The organism is Streptomyces antnestii (assembly GCF_004005495.1).
GTDB classification, from domain to species: Bacteria; Actinomycetota; Actinomycetes; order Streptomycetales; family Streptomycetaceae; genus Streptomyces; species Streptomyces antnestii.
On record NZ_RZYA01000005.1, the window covers coordinates 160,671 to 177,393 of the forward strand.

The window sequence follows — 16,723 nt, forward strand, 5'->3', positions numbered from 1 at the left end:
CCGCGATACAGCTCGGACTGATCGGCCTCGGCAAGATGGGCGGCAACATGCGCGAGCGCATCCGCCGCGCGGGCCACACCGTCATCGGCTACGACCGCAACCCCGACCTCGCCGACGTCGGCAGCCTCGCCGAACTGGTCGACAAGCTCGAAGGCCCGCGCGTGGTCTGGGTGATGGTCCCCGCGGGCGCCGCCACCCAGTCCACCATCGACGAGCTTGGCGACCTGCTCTCGCCCGGCGACATCGTGGTGGACGGCGGCAACTCCCGCTGGACCGACGACGAGAAGCACGCCGCCGAGCTCGCCGCCAAGGGCATCGGCTTCGTCGACGCCGGCGTCTCCGGCGGCGTCTGGGGCCTGGAGAACGGCTACGCCCTCATGGTCGGCGGCGACAAGGAGCACATCGCCCGCGTCCAGCCGGTCTTCGACGCCCTCAAGCCCGAAGGCGACTACGGCTACGTCCACGCCGGCAAGGTCGGCGCCGGCCACTTCTCCAAGATGGTCCACAACGGCATCGAGTACGCCATGATGCAGGCCTACGCCGAGGGCTGGGAGCTCCTGGAGAAGGTCGACTCCGTCACCGACGTGCGCGAGGTCTTCCGCTCCTGGCAGGAAGGCACCGTCATCCGCTCCTGGCTCCTCGACCTCGCGGTCAACGCCCTGGAGGACGACGAGCACCTGGACAAGCTGCGCGGCTTCGCCGCCGACTCCGGAGAGGGCCGCTGGACCGTCGAGGCGGCCATCGACAACTCCGTGCCGCTGCCCGCGATCACCGCCTCGCTCTTCGCGCGCTTCGCTTCGCGCCAGGAGGACTCGCCGCAGATGAAGATGATCGCCGCCCTGCGCAACCAGTTCGGCGGCCACGCGGTCGAGAAGAAGTAGCGCCATGGGCGACCTCCTTCTGGTCCGCCACGGCGAGACGGAGTGGAGCCTGTCCGGACAGCACACCAGCTGGACGGACAAGCCCCTCACCCAGCACGGCGAGGAACAGGCCAAGTCCCTCGCCCCGCTCCTCGCCGGACACCCGTACGCCCTGGTCCTCACCAGCCCCCTCGGCCGCGCGGTCCGTACCGCCGACCTGGCGGGCCTGTCCGGGACCAGGACCGAACCGGATCTCCACGAGTGGCACTACGGCGCCTACGAGGGCGTCACCACCCGCGAGATCCACCGCACCCGCCCCGACTGGGACCTGTGGACCCAGGGCGTCCCGCAGGGCCCCGAGGGCGGCCCCGGCGAGTCCCCGCGCGCCGTCGGTGAGCGCGCCGACCGCGTCCTGGCCCGCGTGGCCCCGGCGCTCACGGAAGGCGACGTGGTCCTCGTGGCCCACGCCCACATCCTGCGCGTCCTCACGGCCCGCCGCCTGGGCCTCGCCCCGGCGGACGGCCGCCTGTTCCAGCTCGCGACCGGGACGGTGAGCCGGCTCTCCACGGAGCACGGCCGGCCCGTGATCGCGGAGTGGAACGTGCGCCCGGCGCACGACTGACCCGCGCGACCGCGCGAAAGCCCCACGGCCCGCAAGGACCGTGGGGCTTCGTGGTGCGTGAGCCGTAAAAACAGAAGAACCCCAGATCGACTGGGGTTCCTGCTGGTGTCCGAGGGGGGACTTGAACCCCCACGCCCGATAAAGGGCACTAGCACCTCAAGCTAGCGCGTCTGCCATTCCGCCACCCGGACAAGGTGTCTGTCTTCGCGGGGTTTCCCTCGCGGCGACAGAGAGAACATTACCAGGCCCCGAGGGGTGCCAGATCCCGCCACCCCTGTGCTGTGAACGGCTGATGACGACACCCGCCCGCCCTTGGGCCGCGGCCCCGGGAGAGAGAGGATGAGGGGGACCACCAGCAGCGACAGCGGGAGGAACAGGCGTGAGCGAGTCGAGCACGGGCAAGGCGGTCTCGGGCGAGGACGAGGTAGTCGACCTCTGTCGTGAGCTGATCCAGATCGACACCAGCAACTACGGCGACCACTCGGGCCCCGGTGAGCGCAAGGCCGCCGAGTACGTGGCGGAGAAGCTCGCCGAGGTGGGGCTCGAACCGAAGATCTTCGAGTCGCACCCGGGCCGGGCCTCCACGGTCGCCAGGATCCAGGGGGAGGACCCCTCGCGGCCCGCGCTCCTGATCCACGGACACACCGACGTCGTCCCGGCCAACGCGGCGGACTGGACCCACCACCCGTTCTCCGGCGAGATCGCCGACGGATGCGTGTGGGGCCGCGGCGCGGTCGACATGAAGGACATGGACGCGATGACCCTCGCGGTCGTCCGCGACCGGCTGCGCAGCGGCCGCAAGCCCCCGCGCGACATCGTCCTGGCCTTCCTCGCCGACGAGGAGGCGGGCGGCACGTACGGCGCGCGGCACCTCGTCGACAAGCACCCGGACCTCTTCGAGGGGTGCACGGAGGCGATCAGCGAGGTCGGCGGCTTCTCGTTCACCGTGAACGAGAAGCTGCGGCTCTACCTCGTCGAGACGGCCCAGAAGGGCATGCACTGGATGAAGCTGACCGTGGACGGCACCGCAGGCCACGGTTCGATGATCCACAAGGACAATGCGATCACCGAGTTGTCGGAGGCCGTCGGACGCCTGGGCCGGCACAAGTTCCCGGTGCGGGTCACCAAGACGCTGCGGCACTTCCTCGACGAGCTCGGCGACGCCCTCGGCACCGAGCTCGACCCGGAGAACATGGACGAGACGCTCGCCAAGCTCGGCGGCATCGCCAAGCTGATCGGCGCCTCGCTGCAGAACACCGCCAACCCGACGCAGCTCGGCGCCGGCTACAAGGTGAACGTGATCCCCGGCCAGGCCACCGCGCACGTCGACGGCCGGTATCTGCCCGGCTACGAGGAGGAGTTCCTCGCCGACCTGGACCGGATCCTCGGCCCGAACGTGAAGCGCGAGGACGTGCACGCGGACAAGGCGCTGGAGACGACGTTCGACGGCGCGCTCGTCGACGCCATGCAGACGGCGCTCCAGGCCGAGGACCCGATCGCGCGCGCGGTGCCGTACATGCTCTCCGCCGGCACCGACGCCAAGTCCTTCGACGACCTCGGCATCCGCGGCTTCGGCTTCGCGCCGCTGAAGCTGCCGCCGGAGCTGGACTTCGCGGGCATGTTCCACGGCGTCGACGAGCGGGTCCCGGTCGACGGGCTCAAGTTCGGCGTGCGCGTACTCGACCGGTTCATCGACGCGTCCTGACCGGGATCCCGATACGCGGCGGTGCGTGACATTCGGCAGTGTGTGCGTACGGAACTGGAAAGAGTGAAAGGAAACATGGGCTCGTAGCCTCATCAGTCCCTCCTCGTTACAGGGGGTGCAGTCCGCGGCTGGGACTGCATTGCCAACAAGGAGGAACAATGATCAAGAAGGTCGTCGCTGCTGCGGCTGCCACTGGTGGTCTCGTGCTCGCTGCCGCGGGCATCGCCGCTGCCGACGCCGGTGCCCAGGGTGCCGCCGTGAACTCCCCCGGTGTGATCTCGGGCAACGTCATCCAGGTTCCGGTCCACATCCCGGTGAACGCCTGTGGCAACACGGTGTCCGTGATCGGGCTGCTGAACCCCACCTTCGGCAACTCCTGCGTCAACAAGTGACGCTGCTGTGCATCACCCCTTGAGGGTCTGAGTCCGTCGGCCCCGGAGTGCGCGCCATGCGCTCCGGGGCCGATTGGGCATTCCGCGCACGCGTATGGATGCCCGTGCGCATTCCGCAAGGCATAAGGCAGGTTAAAGCTATGCGACAGGTCACGCGTAAAGGCCTGATCACCGTGGCGGCCGCGACCGGCGTACTCGCCGTGTCCGGGGGCTACGCGCACGCAGACTCCGGAGCAGCCGGGAGCTCGTCGGGATCGCCCGGAATTCTCTCCGGCAACACCGTCCAGCTTCCCGTGGACGTCCCGGTCAACGCGTGCGGCAACACCGTGAACGTCGTCGGGCTCCTCAATCCCGCGGCGGGCAACGACTGTGCCAACACGTCGAAGCACGGCGGCAGTCACCATGGTGGGAGTCACACCGGCGGCCACCACGGTGGCGGCGCCACCGCCGAGGGGGGCACGAGCGGTTCGCCCGGTATCGGCTCCGGCAACCATGTGCAGGCCCCGATCGACGTACCGGTCAACGTCTGCGGCAACAGCGTCTCCGTCATCGGGCTTCTCAACGGGGCGTCGGACAACGACTGCGCCAACGAGTCGGGCGGCAAGCCGAAGCCGCCGGCCAAGCCGCCGGTGACGCCGCCGACGCACACCCCCGGCACGCCCCACCACCCGGGTACGCCGACGACGCCGCAGCACCCCGGCACCCCGAACCACCCGGGGACGCAGACCGTCACCCAGCCCAGGGGTTCGGACCAGCTGGCCGAGACGGGCAGTTCGCTGCCCCTCGGAACCGTCCTGCCGGCCGGAGCGGGCGCACTGCTCGCCGGCGCGGTGCTCTACCGGCGGGCGCGGGCACGCGTGTGAGCGCCGCGTGACGCGGCGTGACTGAACAGGTGCGGAACGGAGCGGGTCCCACGACGACGGGGCCCGCTCCGTTCACTCACCACGTGGCGCGCAGCTGACGGATGATCCGCCGGCGCAACCGCACCCTGCGGCTGCCGTCACGCAGCAGGCTCAGTCGGTCCAACTCCCAGTGTCCGTACTCGGCATGGTCGGTGAGCAGACGGGTGGCGTCCTTGCGGGAGACCCCGCGAGGGACGTACACGTCGACAAATTCGTATTCCGGCATCGCATCTATTGTGCGGCCAGGGGCCGTGTACGGATAGCGTCTGCACTATGTCTGATGCTGCGCAGCCCACCACTGCCGAGGTACGCGCCGCCGCCGAGGCGGTCAAGGCTGCGCTCGACCGCCACCTGGCGGCTGTCGAGCGCAGGTCGGGTGAGGACGATCCGGCCGTCTACGAAGCGTTCAACGAACTGGCCGCGGCGGCCGAGGAGTACGACGAACTCCTCTACGACCGCTACGACGAGGTAACCCCCTTCGAGATCCCCGGCACGGAGGACTCGCTTCCGCCGTACACCGGTCCCGAGGAACCGAACGCCCTGAGCGTGCTGATCCGCCGCGACTACGCCGTGGTGGAGCCGAAGCGGCTCCTGGCGCAGGCCCAGCGCGTCGCCGACGTGGAGGGCGACACGGACCTCGGCGACGGGGCCGAGGCGGCCGCCGACGCCGTCGGGAGCAGCGTGCACGCCGCCCTCGGTGTTCTCTTCGGAGAGTTCGAACCCGACGAAATCGCCTCCCGGCACAAGGAGTTCGGCCTGGAGGAGGGCGACTCCACGCTGTGGGTGACGGCCTCGGACGAACCTGCGGAGCCGGGGGAGTGGCTGGACGCCCCCTTCGACCAGGCCGATCCGGAACGGGTCGTGTGCCGCTTCGACGTGAGCGCGGTCTTCGACGACGAGCTCGACGGCGACCTCGAGGACGAGGGGCCCACGGGGACGGAGGACGCGGCGGACGACGGTCGGGAGCGGCTCGACGCGGACCGCTGAGGCGGCCGGCAGTGATGTGAGCGGCAAGGTGTGAGGGGCAGAGTGTGAGGGGCAGGGGCGGCGGGCCGACCGTGATCGGCCCGCCGCCCCTGCCGCTCGCCGTCTACTGCACCGGCGGGACCTGCGCGCGCAGCAGGGTGCCCAGGCGCGTCGTGCGCGGCTTGGCCGCCACCTCGGCCACGGCGCGCGGCAGCGCCGCGTCCGCGCCGTGCACCACGGACAGATGCCGCTCCGCGCGCCCGAACGCCGTGTACACCCACGGGCGGCTCAGCGCCTGCGTCGCGTCGCCCGGCAGCACGACCACCGCGGCGGGCCAGCGCAGCCCCACCGCCTGGTGCGCGGTCAGCGCCCACCCGTGCCGCACGGTCCTCTCCACGGCGTCCTGCGGTACGACGACCGGCTCGCCCGCGCAGTCCAGGTGCAGGCCCTCCGCGTCGGCCCGCACCACCCGGCCTGGCACGGTGCGGCCAGGGGCCGGCACGTACGCGATCCGGTCGCCGGGGTCGAAGCCGCCGAAGCGGCCCGGGCCCGGGTTGAGGCGCTCCTTGAGGGCCGCGTTCAGCGCGCGTGTGCCCGCCGCGCCGCCGTGCCCCGGAGTGATCACCTGGGTCTGCTCCGCAGGAATGCCGATCGCCCGGGGCACCGAGTCGGCGACCAGCTGTACGGCCCGGTGGATCGCCTCGGCGGCGTCCCGCACCGGCACGATCACGACCTCCTTGCCGGGTGCCTCGACCTGGGTCAGCTCGCCCACGCCGATCCCGGAGACCAGCTCGCCGACCGGGCCGGGGTCAGGGGTGCGGGAGGCGATCTGCGGGCAGACGCGGGCGGCCAGGAGGTCCGCGAAGACCCGGCCGGGGCCCGCGGACCACAGGACCGCCGGGTCGCCGCTGAGGACGAGCCGGGCGCCGTCGGGCAGCGACTCGGCGAGCATCGCCGCCGTCTCCACGTCCAGCTGCGGCGCGTCCAGGACCACCAGCAGATCCACGGCGAGGGCCCCGTCCCGGTCCCGGCCCGGGCCCTCGGCGCCGGACAGCAGGCCCGCCACGGTGACCGCGGTGCCCTCCGGCGCGCCGGGGCCGAAGTGCTCGGCGAGGCGGCGGCGCCCGTCGACGCTGTGTGCCGCCGCGCACACGCGCAGGCCCAGACGGGCAGCGGCCTGGACGAGGGCGGCGGGCTCCGCGAGGGCCGCCTCGGCGCCGGTGTGCAGGACGAGGCCGTGTCCGGCGACCGTCCTGATCAGTTCGGCGGTCGAACCGCCGGCCGCCGCGGCGGCGGGCTCCCAGTCCGCGCGGGCCTGCGAACCGTCCTCCTTGGACAGGGAGTTGACCAGCCGGGCGAGGCCGTCGGCCAGGCTCTCCTCGGCGAGCGCGTACCGCTCGAGGCCGACGAGCACCCGGACCGGCCGCTCGGCCTCCTCACCGTCCTCCTGTTCCGGGGCGGGGGCACCCGGCTCCTCCAGCGCGTCCTGGAAGACCAGCGCGTCGCCCTCCGCGATGGCGCTCTGCACCGCTTCGTCCGGATCGGGCACGGCACGCTTGCCGAGCGCGTCCGCGAGCAGCGGCGCGTCCAGGGCCGTGTGCCCCGCGACGGCTGCCTGCTCCAGCAGCCATACGGTGACGGCGCGGCCCCTGCGTTCGTCCTCGGGGCGGCACTCGGCGCCGAGCAGTGCACGGGCGAAACCGTCGGCCTGCTCGGGGCGCACGCCCGCGACCCGGAGCAGCTGCCACGGGTCCTCGCGGAGCGCGCCGTCGGCCCCCTCGCCGAGCGCCGCCGCGGCCGGCGCGGCGAGCGCGGCGGGGGCGCCTCCCTCGGACAGGACGGCGTGCACGGCCTCGACGGCCTCCACGCCCGGCTCGGCCGGACCCGCGGGGGCGGTGGCTGGCGCGCGGCGGACGGGCTCGGTCGCGACCTTGCGGGGCGCGGGCGCCGGCTCACTGAACGCGGCGACGGGCCGCGCACCACTCTCGACGGCCCGAACGGCGGCGAGCAGATCAGCGGCGGTCCCGCTCAGTTTCCCACCGGCCGCGATGGGCCCTTCCTTGGCCGCCTTCCGCTGAGCGATCCGCTCCTGCAACGCCCGCTGCGCGGCAATCTCAGCGGCGGCCTCGGAGGGCGCTTCGCCTCCGGCGCCGTCGGCTTCGGCCTTCCCTTCGCCTTCGGCGGCGCCTTCGCCCTGGGCATCGCTTTGGCCTTCGTGTCGGGCGTCGGAGGCCTGGGCTGCGGCGTCGGCCTCGCCATCGGCGGCCCTGGACGTGCCGTCGGCGGCGGCTTCGGATGAGCTCGCGCCGTCGGCGGTGGCTTCCGAGTCGATCTCGCCGGCGGTGACGGCGGCGGCCTCGCCCCCGCCTTCGGTCACGCCCTCGGCCTCGCCCCCGGCCTCGCCTTCGGCTCCGCTGGGGGCGTCGACGTCACCGTCGGCCTCCCGTTCGGCGGTGGCTTCGTCGCCAGTAGCGGTTTCTGTCACGCCCGCGACTGCGGCCTCGCCTTCGGCTCCGCCGGGCGCGTCGACGTCATCCTCGGCCTCACGTCCGGCGGCGGTCTCGGATGCGCCTCCGCCACCGGCGACGTCGCCGCTCTGTGCCGGGGCGCCGCTGCCGCTCCCGGCCACGGCGGCGCCGCCCCCGTCCTCGGCAGCCCCGGACCCGTCGCCGGTGTCGGTCGCGCCGGCCTCGGCGCGGGCACCGGCGCCCTCCGGAACGGCTTCCGCGGCGGTGTCCGTGGTGTCGGGCTCATGCTCGGTGCCGGTCGCGGCCGTGGGGGTCGCGTCCGGGGCCGCGAGGCCCTCCGTGGCGGCGGGCTCCGTACTCACAGCGTGCTCCAGTCCTGATCGGGATAGCGGTGCACGGGCGCCGACACGTCGTCGAGCGCCTGGCAGATCTCGTCAGGAAGACTAAGCGCCTCCACTGACAACGCCGCCGTGAGCTGCTGCGCGTTGCGCGCGCCGATGACGGGGGCGGCCACCCCGGGCCGGTCGCGGACCCATGCGAGGGCGATCTGGAGCGGGGTCACCGCGAGACCGTCCGCCGCCGTGGTGACCGCGTCGACGATGCGGGTCGCGGCGTCGTCGAGGTACGGCGCCACGAAGGGCGCCATGTGGTCGGACGCGCCCCGGGAGTCGGACGGGGTCGCGTGCCGGTACTTGCCGGTGAGGACTCCGCGTCCCAGGGGGGACGAGGGGAGCAGGCCGATGCCCAGGTCGAGCGCCGCGGGCAGCACCTCCCGTTCGACTCCGCGCTGGAGCAGCGAGTACTCCATCTGCGTACCTGCGAGCCGGGTCCGTATACCGGGTGCCGCCAGCTGCCACGTCGCGGCCTTGGCGAGCTGCCAGCCGCAGAAGCCGGCGACGCCCGCGTACCGGGCGCGGCCGCTGCTCACCGCGATGTCGAGGGCCTGGAGCGTCTCGTCGAGCGGGGTGGCCGGGTCGAAGGCGTGGATCTGCCAGAGGTCGACGTAGTCGGTGCCGAGGCGGGCGAGGGACGCGTCGAGCGAGGAGAGAAGGTGGCCGCGCGAGCCGTCGAAGCGGCGGTCCGGGTCGGGCACGCTCCCCGCCTTCGTCGCGATGACCAGGTCGCGGCGCGGTACGAGGCCCTCGATGAGCTGCCCGAGGACGTACTCGGCCTCCCCGCCCCCGTAGACGTCGGCCGTGTCGACGAGCGTGCCGCCCGCTTCCCAGAACGTCTTCAGCAGGTCCGCGGCGTCGTGCTCGTCGGTGTCGCGGCCCCAGGTGAGGGTGCCGAGCCCGATCCGGGACACTCGCAGGCCGGTGCGGCCGAGATGCCTCTGCTCCATGGGCGCTGAGATTACTGGCCGGACGCCGGTTCGTCGGGGGCCTGTGGACAACCGGCCTCCACCGGCCCGGAATCGGCCGCGCCAGGGGCGCGCTAGGGTGCCCCGACAAAGACGTTACCGATGGGTAAGGGGATCGGCCATGCAGCTCGGCATCAACCTCGGTTACTGGGGCGCCGGAATGGACGCGGACAATCTGGCCGTGGCCAAGGAGGCGGACAAGCTCGGCTACGCCGTCTGCTGGGCCGCCGAGGCCTACGGCTCCGACGCGCCGACCGTGCTCGCCTACGTCGCCGCGCAGACCGAGCGCATCGACATCGGCTCCGCGATCATGCAGATCCCGGCCCGCCAGCCCGCGATGACGGCGATGACGGCCGCGACCCTCGACTCCCTGTCCGGCGGCCGCTTCCGCCTCGGCCTCGGCGTCTCCGGCCCGCAGGTCTCCGAGGGCTGGTACGGCGTGAAGTTCGACAAGCCGCTCGCCCGCACCCGCGAGTACGTCGACATCGTGCGCCGCGCGATGAGCCGGGAACGGCTCTCCTACGAGGGCGAGCACTGGACGCTGCCGCTGCCGGGCGGCCCCGGCAAGCCGCTCAAGCTGACCGTGCACCCGCAGCGCGAGCACATCCCGCTCTACATCGCGGCGATCGGCCCGAAGAACCTGGAGCAGACAGGCGAGATCGCCGACGGCGCCCTGCTGATCTTCCCGGCCGCCGAGCACCTGGAGGAGACCGCCCTGACGCACCTGCGCGCGGGGCGCGAGAAGGCCGGGAAGACGATGGAGGGCTTCGACGTCGTCCCGACGCTGCCGCTCGCGCTCGGCGCCGACCAGGACGTGCCCGCGCTCGCCGACATGTTCCGCCCGTACACCGCCCTGTACGTCGGCGGCATGGGCAGCCGTAAGCAGAACTTCTACAACCAGCTCGCCCAGCGCATGGGCTACGAGAAGGAGGCCGCCGAGATCCAGGACAAGTACCTGGGCGGCGACAAGGAGGGTGCGGGCGCGGCCGTGCCGCACCAGCTGATCGACTCGACGACGCTGCTCGGCTCCGTGGAGCGGATCGCCGAGAGGATGCAGGCCTACGCCGCGGCCGGGGTGACCACCCTGACGCTGGCTCCCGCCGGCTTCACGCTCGACGAGCGGATCGCGGCCCTGCGAGCCGGCACCGAGGCCCTGGAGCGGGCCGGACTGGCGTAACCGGCCTGACAGGGGGAGAGGGAGGGGCAGGGCCGGACTGGCGTAACGGGGAGAGGGAAAGTTCTGCGGCCGTGGTGGGGGCTCGGGGGTCTTCCCCGCCACGGCCGTCACGGGTAACAACGCCCCATCGCGCCCGTGGTTACGCCCTGGAACGCCCGGCCCGGGCCCTTCTTCCGGCCGAGTGGCCGCACACTGCTGTTGCCTGGTCCGGCATGCCGCATTTGACTCGTTTTCGGCGGAACCCTGCACGGAAACGCGCGGCGCGCACGGAGGTGCCAGAGATGCTGTCGGCCAAGAGCCTGTTCCAGGAGATCCTCGACAACGACGAGTCGTTCCGGCTCTTCTGCTCCATCGCGGCGAGCGGGGAGTCGCAGGGCGGCTGGGAGAACGGCCGTATCGCCGACCTGGTGCCCGCGAGCGAGCGGGACCTCGCGCCCAAGGTGGCGCGGCACGGCGCCGACGAGGACAAGCACGGGCGGATCTTCAACGCCCTCATGAAGAAGCGCGGTCTCGAGCCCGTCGAGGTCCCGCCGGAGACCGACTACACGATGCTCCTGGAACAGCACGGCATCGGCCTCGCGCACGAGCAGCTCAAGCGCGACGAACGGCTCACCGTCCGGGACATCGTCACGTACCTCGCCCACAGCCGCGTCACCGAGCAGCGGGCCTCCGAGCAGATGGACCTGCTGCGCAAGCACTTCGCGGGCGACCCCGGCATCGGCCACGCCGTGAAGATGATCTCGGCCGACGAGGACAACCACCTCGCGTACTGCCACGAGGAGCTGCTGCGGTTCGCGTACGCGGGCCACGGCCGCGACATCCAGCGCATCCTGCGCGAGTGCGCCCTGGCGGAGATCCGGGTCTACCGCGACGTCAGCCTCGCCGTGATGGACCACATGGGGCGCATCCTGGGCTGGCCGAAGGCCAAGGCCGCCCTGCTCGCCGCGGGCATCCACGCCGTGTACGCGTACGAGCGCCTCGGTGGCTGGCGGCGGATGGTGTCCCTGACGATGCCGGAGCGGCGCAACGCGCTCGGCGGGCCCCCGGAGAGCGCGGCCGAGTTCGCGTAGCCGGGGCGGGCCGGGCGCTACAGCCAGCCGCGCCGCTTGAACTGCCGGTAGAGCAGCACCTCGAGCCCGACCATCACGAGGATCACGGCCGGATAGGACCCGATCCAGTGCAGCTCCGGCATGTGGTCGAAGTTCATGCCGTAGACGCCCGCGATCATGGTCGGGACGGCGGCCATGGCGGCCCACGCGGAGATCTTCCGCATGTCGTCGTTCTGCCGCACGCTCATCTGCGCCAGGTGCGCCGAGAGGACGTCCGAGACGAGGCGGTCGAGGCCGTCCACGGACTCGTTGACCTTCAGCAGATGGTCCATGACGTCCCGGAAGAAGGGCCGCGCCGTCTCGTCCACGAAGGGCACGGACGCCATGAACTGGCCCGTGCCCGCGAGCCTGGTCAGCGGGACCGTCAGCGGGCCCGTGGCCCGGCGGAACTCCAGGATCTGGCGCTTGAACGTGTAGATCCGGGACGCCGTGTGGCGCGAGCCGCCCCCTTCGGGGGAGAACACCTCCGTCTCAAGGCCCTCCAGGTCGGCCTGCAGCTCGCTCGCGACCTCCAGATAGTGGTCGACTACCGCGTCGGCGACCGAATAGAGCACCGCCGTGGGCCCGTGCCGCAGCACCTCGGGATCGGCTTCGAGCCGTTTGCGTACGGCCCTCAGGGGTGCGCCCTCGCCGTGCCGGACGGTCACCACGAACGCGTCGCCCAGGAACAGCATGAGCTCTCCCGAGGAGACCCGGTCGCTCTCCGGCTCGTACACGACCGGCTTGAGGACCACGAACAGCGAGTCGTCGTACACCTCGAGCTTCGGCCGCTGGTGCGCCTTGAGGGCGTCCTCTACGGCCAGCGGATGCAGCCCGAACTCCTCGCTGACCCGGTCGAACTCGTGCTGCGTCGGCTCGTGCAGGCCGATCCACACGAAGGAGTCCCCGGCCGCCTTCGCCTCCGCGAGCGCGTCGCAGAAGTCCGCGGGCCCCTCGGTCCTGCGCCCGTTCCGGTAGATGCCGCAGTCGACGATCACGAGACAGATTCTTCCCAGGGGTCGCCCTCCCCGCACGCCGCGCCGGCTCTAGGCTGGCCCGCATGCCCACGCTGATCCTCGTCCGGCACGGACGCTCCACCGCCAACACCGCGGGCCTGCTCGCCGGGTGGACACCCGGTGTGTCCCTCGACGAGCGGGGCGCCGCGCAGGCCGCCGCGCTGCCCGGACGGCTCGCCGAGGTGCCCCTCGCCGAGATCGTCACCAGCCCCCTGCAGCGCTGCCAGGAGACGCTGGCCCCCCTGCTGGCCGCGCGGCCGGAGCTCACCCCGCACACCGACGACCGCATCGGCGAGTGCCACTACGGCGACTGGTCGGGCCGCAAGCTCGCCGAACTCGTCGACGAGCCGCTGATGGAGGTCGTGCAGCAGCACCCCTCCGCCGCCGCGTTCCCCGGCGGGGAGTCCATGCGCGCCATGCAGCACCGGGCCGCGGAGGCCGTACGCGAGTGGAACGCGCGCGTGGAGCGCGACCACGGCGCCGACGCCACCTATCTGATGTGCTCGCACGGCGACATCATCAAGTCGCTCGTCGCGGACGCGATAGGGCTTCATCTGGACCTCTTCCAGCGCATCTCCGTAGAGCCGTGTTCCATCACGGCGATCCGTTACACCCGGCTCCGGCCCTATCTCGTCCGCCTCGGCGACACCGGTGACTTCGCGTCGCTCGCCCGGCGCGAGAAGCCCGCGGAGGGGGACGCACCTGTCGGAGGCGGTGCGGGCGCCCCGTGATCGTCCGCCGCAGTAGGGTGAAGCCGTCGCGGTGACCGCAGTCGTCGCCGCGCTCGATCAAGCAGTCGGTCCCCGCAGTCGATCCCAATGGAGACAGGACGTGTCCCGTCAGGTGTTCCTCTACGACCCGCCGGAGCGTTTCGTGGCCGGTACGGTCGGGCTCCCCGGGCGCCGCACCTTCTTCCTCCAGGCCTCGGCCGGCGCCCGTGTCACGAGCGTCGCCCTGGAGAAGACCCAGGTCGCCGCGCTCGCCGAGCGCATGGACGAGCTCCTCGACGAAGTCGTGCGCCGCAGCGGCGGGAACGCCTCCGTGCCCGCCGTCACGCCCACGGAGATCTCCGACACCGCGCCCCTGGAGTCGCCCGTCGACGAGGAGTTCCGGGTCGGCACGATGGCCCTCGCCTGGGACGGCGAGGAGGAGCGGATGATCGTCGAGGCGCAGGCCCTCGTCGAACTCGACGCGGACACCGACGAGGACCTCGCGGAGGCCGAGGAGCGGCTGCTCCAGGACGAGGAGAACGGCCCCCCGATGCTGCGGGTCCGGCTCACCGGCGTACAGGCGCGCGCCTTCGCCAAGCGGGCCCTCGACGTCGTCAACGCGGGGCGTCCGCCGTGCCCGCTGTGCAGTCTGCCGCTCGACCCGGAGGGACACGTATGCCCGCGTCAGAACGGATACCGGCGAGGAGCGTGACCGTCTCCGACACGGAGCAGCTCGAACTGCTCACCCGGGGCGAGCTCGCGGTGCGGGGGCGGATCCGGGAGGCGTCGAACGCGGTGCTCCTGTGCACGGTGACCCACGCGGGCAGCGAGGCGTCCTGCGTGTACAAGCCCGTCGCCGGCGAGCGCCCCCTGTGGGACTTCCCCGACGGCAACCTCGCCCGCCGCGAGGTCGCCGCCTACACGGTCTCCGAGGCGCTGGGCTGGGGCCTCGTACCGCCGACGGTGCTGCGGGACGGGCCGTACGGGGAGGGCATGGTCCAGCTGTGGATCGACCAGCCCGACGAGCCCGCCGAGGGCGGTGATCTGCTGGCTCTCGTGGACGGTGAGGAAGCGGGCGACGGCTGGAAGGCCGTCGGGTTCGCGGAGGTCGGCGAGGGGCGCACGGCGCTCCTCGTGCACGCCGACGACGCCCGGCTGAGGCGCCTCTCAGTGCTCGACGCGGTGATCAACAACGGCGACCGCAAGGGCGGTCACCTCCTGATCGACGCCGGAGGGCACCTTTTCGGCATCGACCACGGAGTGACCTTCAACACCGAGGACAAGCTGCGCACCCTTCTGTGGGGCTGGGCGGGGGAGCCCCTGACCGGAGAGGCGACCGAGGCCCTGAAGGGGCTCACAGGCGCCCTGGGGGCGGGCGAGCCCCTGGCGCTGCGGCTCGCCGAGCTGATCACCGACGCCGAGCTGGACGCCGTACGCGCACGGGTCGACGCGCTGTTGAAGACGGGGAAGCACCGGGAGCCGAGCGGGGAGTGGCCCGCCATCCCGTGGCCGCCGGTCTGAGCCGCGCGCGGCCGTCCCGGGGGGCTCTCGGGGGGCGTATGTCACTGGCTGCGGCTACGTTCGAAGGAACCCGTCCGGACGGAGGCCACGCCGTGAAACTGATCGTCGAGGACCGGATCGCCCGGCCCGTGAAGGACGTGTTCAACACCATCGTGAGCCCCGAGGGCCTGTCCAGCTTCTTCACGTCGGACGCATCGGCTCCGATGATCCCCGGCACCACGGTGACCTGGCGTTTCGGCCATGTCGACGCGACCTTCGACGTGGAGATCGGGCCCGTGGAGACGGACCGGCTGATCTCGTGGAGCTGGCCCGGCGGCGACGTGACCATCGAGCTGGAGCGGGCCGACGACGGCGCGGCCACGCTGCTCACCATCACCGAGCAGCCCTTCGGCGAGGGCCTGGAGGGCGCCGCGCGGGCCGTCGGGCAGACCCAGGGGTGGACGTACTTCGTCACCGGCCTGCGGGCCCATCTGCTGCACGGCATCCGCCACTTCGGTCTCTCGGGCGCCATCCGCGCCACGGTCGAGGCCTGACATGAGGGCGGGGTGGAGCGCAAGAGGGCCTTCCCGGCCATCCCACCCAGTCCGGTTCGTATCCGGAACCTCCGTCCGGTTAGGCTCATGGCATGCATGCCTGGCCCGCTTCTGAGGTCCCCGCCCTTCCTGGTAAGGGCCGCGACCTGAGGATCCACGACACCGCGACCGATGGCCTCGTCACCCTCGAGCCCGGTCCCGTCGCCCGTATCTACGTCTGCGGGATCACCCCGTACGACGCGACCCATATGGGTCACGCGGCGACCTACAACGCGTTCGACCTCGTGCAGCGCGTGTGGCTCGACACCAAGCGGCAGGTTCACTATGTCCAGAACGTGACGGACGTCGACGATCCGCTGCTCGAGCGCGCGATCCGTGACGGCCTCGACTGGACCGGGCTCGCGGAGCGCGAGACCGCCCTCTTCCGCGAGGACATGACCGCGCTGCGGATGCTGCCGCCGCAGCACTACATAGGAGCCGTCGAGGCGATACCCGGCATTGTGCCGCTCGTCGAACGGCTCCGTGACATGGGCGCCGCCTACGAACTCGAGGGCGACGTCTACTTCTCCGTCGAGGCAGACCCCCACTTCGGCCAGGTCTCCCGCCTGGACGCGGCCGCGATGCGGCTCCTGTCCGCCGAGCGGGGCGGCGACCCGGACCGTCCGGGCAAGAAGAACCCGCTCGACCCGATGCTGTGGATGGCCGCCCGCGAGGGCGAGCCGAGCTGGGACGGCGGCTCGCTGGGCCGCGGCCGGCCCGGCTGGCACATCGAATGCGTCGCCATCGCCCTCGACCACCTGGGCATGGGCTTCGACGTGCAGGGCGGCGGGTCCGACCTGGCCTTCCCGCACCACGAGATGGGCGCCTCGCACGCGCAGGTCCTCACCGGCGAGTTCCCGATGGCCAAGGCGTACGTGCACGCCGGCATGGTCGCGCTCGACGGCGAGAAGATGTCCAAGTCCAAGGGCAACCTCGTCTTCGTCTCGAAGCTGCGGCGCGACGGGGTCGACCCGGCCGCGATCCGGCTCGCGCTCCTCGCGCACCACTACCGCTCCGACTGGGAGTGGACCGACGACGTCCTGAGCGAGGCCGTGGCGCGGCTCGAGCGGTGGCGTGCGGCGGTGTCGCGGCCGGACGGGGTTCCTGCGGAGGGCCTGGTCGAGGAGATCCGCGAGGCCCTGTCCAACGATCTGGACGCGCCTGCGGCTCTCGCCGCGGTCGACCGCTGGGTGGCGACGCAGGTCGCCGACGGGGGTACGGACGAGGGGGCGCCCGGCGTCGTCTCGCGCGCGGTGGACGCGCTGCTCGGGGTGGCCCTGTAAGTGGGGTGACCGTCTCGGGGCTCTGCCCCGGACCCCGCTCCTCAATCGCCGGAGGGGCTGAATGGGCCCGACGGCTCTGTG

Annotated in this window: 17 protein-coding genes and 1 tRNA gene; 13 read left to right on the forward strand and 5 right to left on the reverse strand. The window is 72.2% G+C overall.

The genetic code is table 11. The features are described from left to right. Nucleotides 1–5: 5 nt before the first annotated feature. Nucleotides 6–881, forward strand: coding sequence for a phosphogluconate dehydrogenase (NAD(+)-dependent, decarboxylating) (gene gnd, locus EOT10_RS13175; protein WP_127828603.1), 876 nt, complete (start codon nucleotides 6–8; stop codon nucleotides 879–881). Nucleotides 882–885: 4 nt separating this feature from the next. Continuing rightward, nucleotides 886–1,482 (forward strand): histidine phosphatase family protein, encoded by a 597-nt coding sequence (locus tag EOT10_RS13180; RefSeq protein WP_127828352.1) that lies wholly within the window; start codon nucleotides 886–888, stop codon nucleotides 1,480–1,482. A gap of 103 nt (nucleotides 1,483–1,585) precedes the next feature. On the opposite strand, the gene EOT10_RS13185 is transcribed toward EOT10_RS13180, so the two are convergent. After that, nucleotides 1,586–1,673, reverse strand: a tRNA-Leu gene (locus tag EOT10_RS13185). 188 nt (nucleotides 1,674–1,861) lie between these two features. Here EOT10_RS13185 and EOT10_RS13190 point away from each other — a divergent pair. The 3 genes from EOT10_RS13190 to EOT10_RS13200 all read left to right on the forward strand — a co-directional run bounded on the left by EOT10_RS13190 (nucleotide 1,862) and on the right by EOT10_RS13200 (nucleotide 4,442). Continuing rightward, on the forward strand, nucleotides 1,862–3,187 hold the full coding sequence (locus EOT10_RS13190; protein WP_127828353.1) for a M20/M25/M40 family metallo-hydrolase: 1,326 nt from the start codon (nucleotides 1,862–1,864) through the stop codon (nucleotides 3,185–3,187). 158 nt (nucleotides 3,188–3,345) lie between these two features. Beyond that, nucleotides 3,346–3,579, forward strand: a complete 234-nt coding sequence (locus EOT10_RS13195; protein ID WP_127828354.1) for a chaplin — start codon at nucleotides 3,346–3,348, stop codon at nucleotides 3,577–3,579. A 140-nt stretch (nucleotides 3,580–3,719) separates the two neighbouring features. Then, nucleotides 3,720–4,442, forward strand: a complete 723-nt coding sequence (locus tag EOT10_RS13200; RefSeq protein WP_127828355.1) for a chaplin — start codon at nucleotides 3,720–3,722, stop codon at nucleotides 4,440–4,442. Between the two features lie 76 nt (nucleotides 4,443–4,518). On the opposite strand, the gene EOT10_RS13205 is transcribed toward EOT10_RS13200, so the two are convergent. Beyond that, nucleotides 4,519–4,707 carry a DUF5703 family protein gene (locus EOT10_RS13205; RefSeq protein WP_067429589.1) on the reverse strand — a complete coding sequence of 63 codons (189 nt, stop codon included), beginning with the start codon at nucleotides 4,705–4,707 and terminating at the stop codon, nucleotides 4,519–4,521. Nucleotides 4,708–4,754: 47 nt separating this feature from the next. Here EOT10_RS13205 and EOT10_RS13210 point away from each other — a divergent pair, with 47 nt between their 5' ends. Continuing rightward, complete coding sequence (locus EOT10_RS13210; protein WP_127828356.1) at nucleotides 4,755–5,468, forward strand: hypothetical protein; 714 nt, start codon at nucleotides 4,755–4,757, stop codon at nucleotides 5,466–5,468. Nucleotides 5,469–5,571: 103 nt separating this feature from the next. Here EOT10_RS13210 and EOT10_RS13215 read toward each other — a convergent pair whose 3' ends face one another. Both EOT10_RS13215 and EOT10_RS13220 read right to left on the reverse strand, forming a co-directional pair. Next, complete coding sequence (locus EOT10_RS13215; protein ID WP_431313288.1) at nucleotides 5,572–7,932, reverse strand: helix-hairpin-helix domain-containing protein; 2,361 nt, start codon at nucleotides 7,930–7,932, stop codon at nucleotides 5,572–5,574. A gap of 341 nt (nucleotides 7,933–8,273) precedes the next feature. Then, nucleotides 8,274–9,257, reverse strand: coding sequence for an aldo/keto reductase (locus EOT10_RS13220; protein WP_127828358.1), 984 nt, complete (start codon nucleotides 9,255–9,257; stop codon nucleotides 8,274–8,276). Nucleotides 9,258–9,396: 139 nt separating this feature from the next. On the opposite strand from EOT10_RS13220, the gene EOT10_RS13225 reads away from it, so the two are divergent. Beyond that, on the forward strand, nucleotides 9,397–10,452 hold the full coding sequence (locus EOT10_RS13225) for an LLM class F420-dependent oxidoreductase (RefSeq protein WP_127828359.1): 1,056 nt from the start codon (nucleotides 9,397–9,399) through the stop codon (nucleotides 10,450–10,452). A 281-nt stretch (nucleotides 10,453–10,733) separates the two neighbouring features. Continuing rightward, a complete protein-coding gene (locus tag EOT10_RS13230; RefSeq protein WP_127828360.1) occupies nucleotides 10,734–11,522 on the forward strand; it encodes a ferritin-like domain-containing protein in 789 nt (262 codons plus the stop codon). Between the two features lie 17 nt (nucleotides 11,523–11,539). Here the strand turns inward: EOT10_RS13230 and corA are convergent, their stop codons facing one another. Then, nucleotides 11,540–12,538 carry a magnesium/cobalt transporter CorA gene (gene corA / locus EOT10_RS13235; protein WP_189491522.1) on the reverse strand — a complete coding sequence of 333 codons (999 nt, stop codon included), beginning with the start codon at nucleotides 12,536–12,538 and terminating at the stop codon, nucleotides 11,540–11,542. Nucleotides 12,539–12,600: 62 nt separating this feature from the next. Between corA and EOT10_RS13240 the strand changes: the two genes are divergently transcribed. The 5 genes from EOT10_RS13240 to mshC all read left to right on the forward strand — a co-directional run bounded on the left by EOT10_RS13240 (nucleotide 12,601) and on the right by mshC (nucleotide 16,642). After that, a complete protein-coding gene (locus EOT10_RS13240) occupies nucleotides 12,601–13,287 on the forward strand; it encodes a histidine phosphatase family protein (RefSeq protein WP_127828361.1) in 687 nt (228 codons plus the stop codon). Between the two features lie 100 nt (nucleotides 13,288–13,387). Beyond that, entirely contained in the window at nucleotides 13,388–13,978 is a 591-nt protein-coding gene (locus EOT10_RS13245; RefSeq protein ID WP_127828362.1) for a DUF3090 domain-containing protein, read from the forward strand. Further along, nucleotides 13,942–14,787 carry an SCO1664 family protein gene (locus EOT10_RS13250; RefSeq protein ID WP_127828363.1) on the forward strand — a complete coding sequence of 282 codons (846 nt, stop codon included), beginning with the start codon at nucleotides 13,942–13,944 and terminating at the stop codon, nucleotides 14,785–14,787. Before EOT10_RS13245 ends, EOT10_RS13250 begins: the two co-directional genes overlap by 37 nt. A gap of 92 nt (nucleotides 14,788–14,879) precedes the next feature. Further along, on the forward strand, nucleotides 14,880–15,320 hold the full coding sequence (locus tag EOT10_RS13255; protein ID WP_189491526.1) for an SRPBCC domain-containing protein: 441 nt from the start codon (nucleotides 14,880–14,882) through the stop codon (nucleotides 15,318–15,320). A gap of 92 nt (nucleotides 15,321–15,412) precedes the next feature. After that, on the forward strand, nucleotides 15,413–16,642 hold the full coding sequence (gene mshC / locus EOT10_RS13260) for a cysteine--1-D-myo-inosityl 2-amino-2-deoxy-alpha-D-glucopyranoside ligase (protein ID WP_127828365.1): 1,230 nt from the start codon (nucleotides 15,413–15,415) through the stop codon (nucleotides 16,640–16,642). Nucleotides 16,643–16,723: the final 81 nt, after the last annotated feature.

Excerpts from the sequence above, each read along its gene's own strand:
- mshC (WP_127828365.1), top strand. The coding sequence starts at position 15,413 with ATGCATGCCTGGCCCGCTTCTGAGGTCCCCGCCCTTCCTGGTAAGGGC.
- EOT10_RS13205 (WP_067429589.1), bottom strand. The coding sequence starts at position 4,707 with ATGCCGGAATACGAATTTGTCGACGTGTACGTCCCTCGCGGGGTCTCC.
- EOT10_RS13195 (WP_127828354.1), top strand. The coding sequence starts at position 3,346 with ATGATCAAGAAGGTCGTCGCTGCTGCGGCTGCCACTGGTGGTCTCGTG.
- EOT10_RS13220 (WP_127828358.1), bottom strand. The coding sequence starts at position 9,257 with ATGGAGCAGAGGCATCTCGGCCGCACCGGCCTGCGAGTGTCCCGGATC.
- EOT10_RS13230 (WP_127828360.1), top strand. The coding sequence starts at position 10,734 with ATGCTGTCGGCCAAGAGCCTGTTCCAGGAGATCCTCGACAACGACGAG.
- EOT10_RS13240 (WP_127828361.1), top strand. The coding sequence starts at position 12,601 with ATGCCCACGCTGATCCTCGTCCGGCACGGACGCTCCACCGCCAACACC.
- EOT10_RS13250 (WP_127828363.1), top strand. The coding sequence starts at position 13,942 with ATGCCCGCGTCAGAACGGATACCGGCGAGGAGCGTGACCGTCTCCGAC.
- EOT10_RS13210 (WP_127828356.1), top strand. The coding sequence starts at position 4,755 with ATGTCTGATGCTGCGCAGCCCACCACTGCCGAGGTACGCGCCGCCGCC.
- EOT10_RS13225 (WP_127828359.1), top strand. The coding sequence starts at position 9,397 with ATGCAGCTCGGCATCAACCTCGGTTACTGGGGCGCCGGAATGGACGCG.
- EOT10_RS13180 (WP_127828352.1), top strand. The coding sequence starts at position 886 with ATGGGCGACCTCCTTCTGGTCCGCCACGGCGAGACGGAGTGGAGCCTG.
- EOT10_RS13200 (WP_127828355.1), top strand. The coding sequence starts at position 3,720 with ATGCGACAGGTCACGCGTAAAGGCCTGATCACCGTGGCGGCCGCGACC.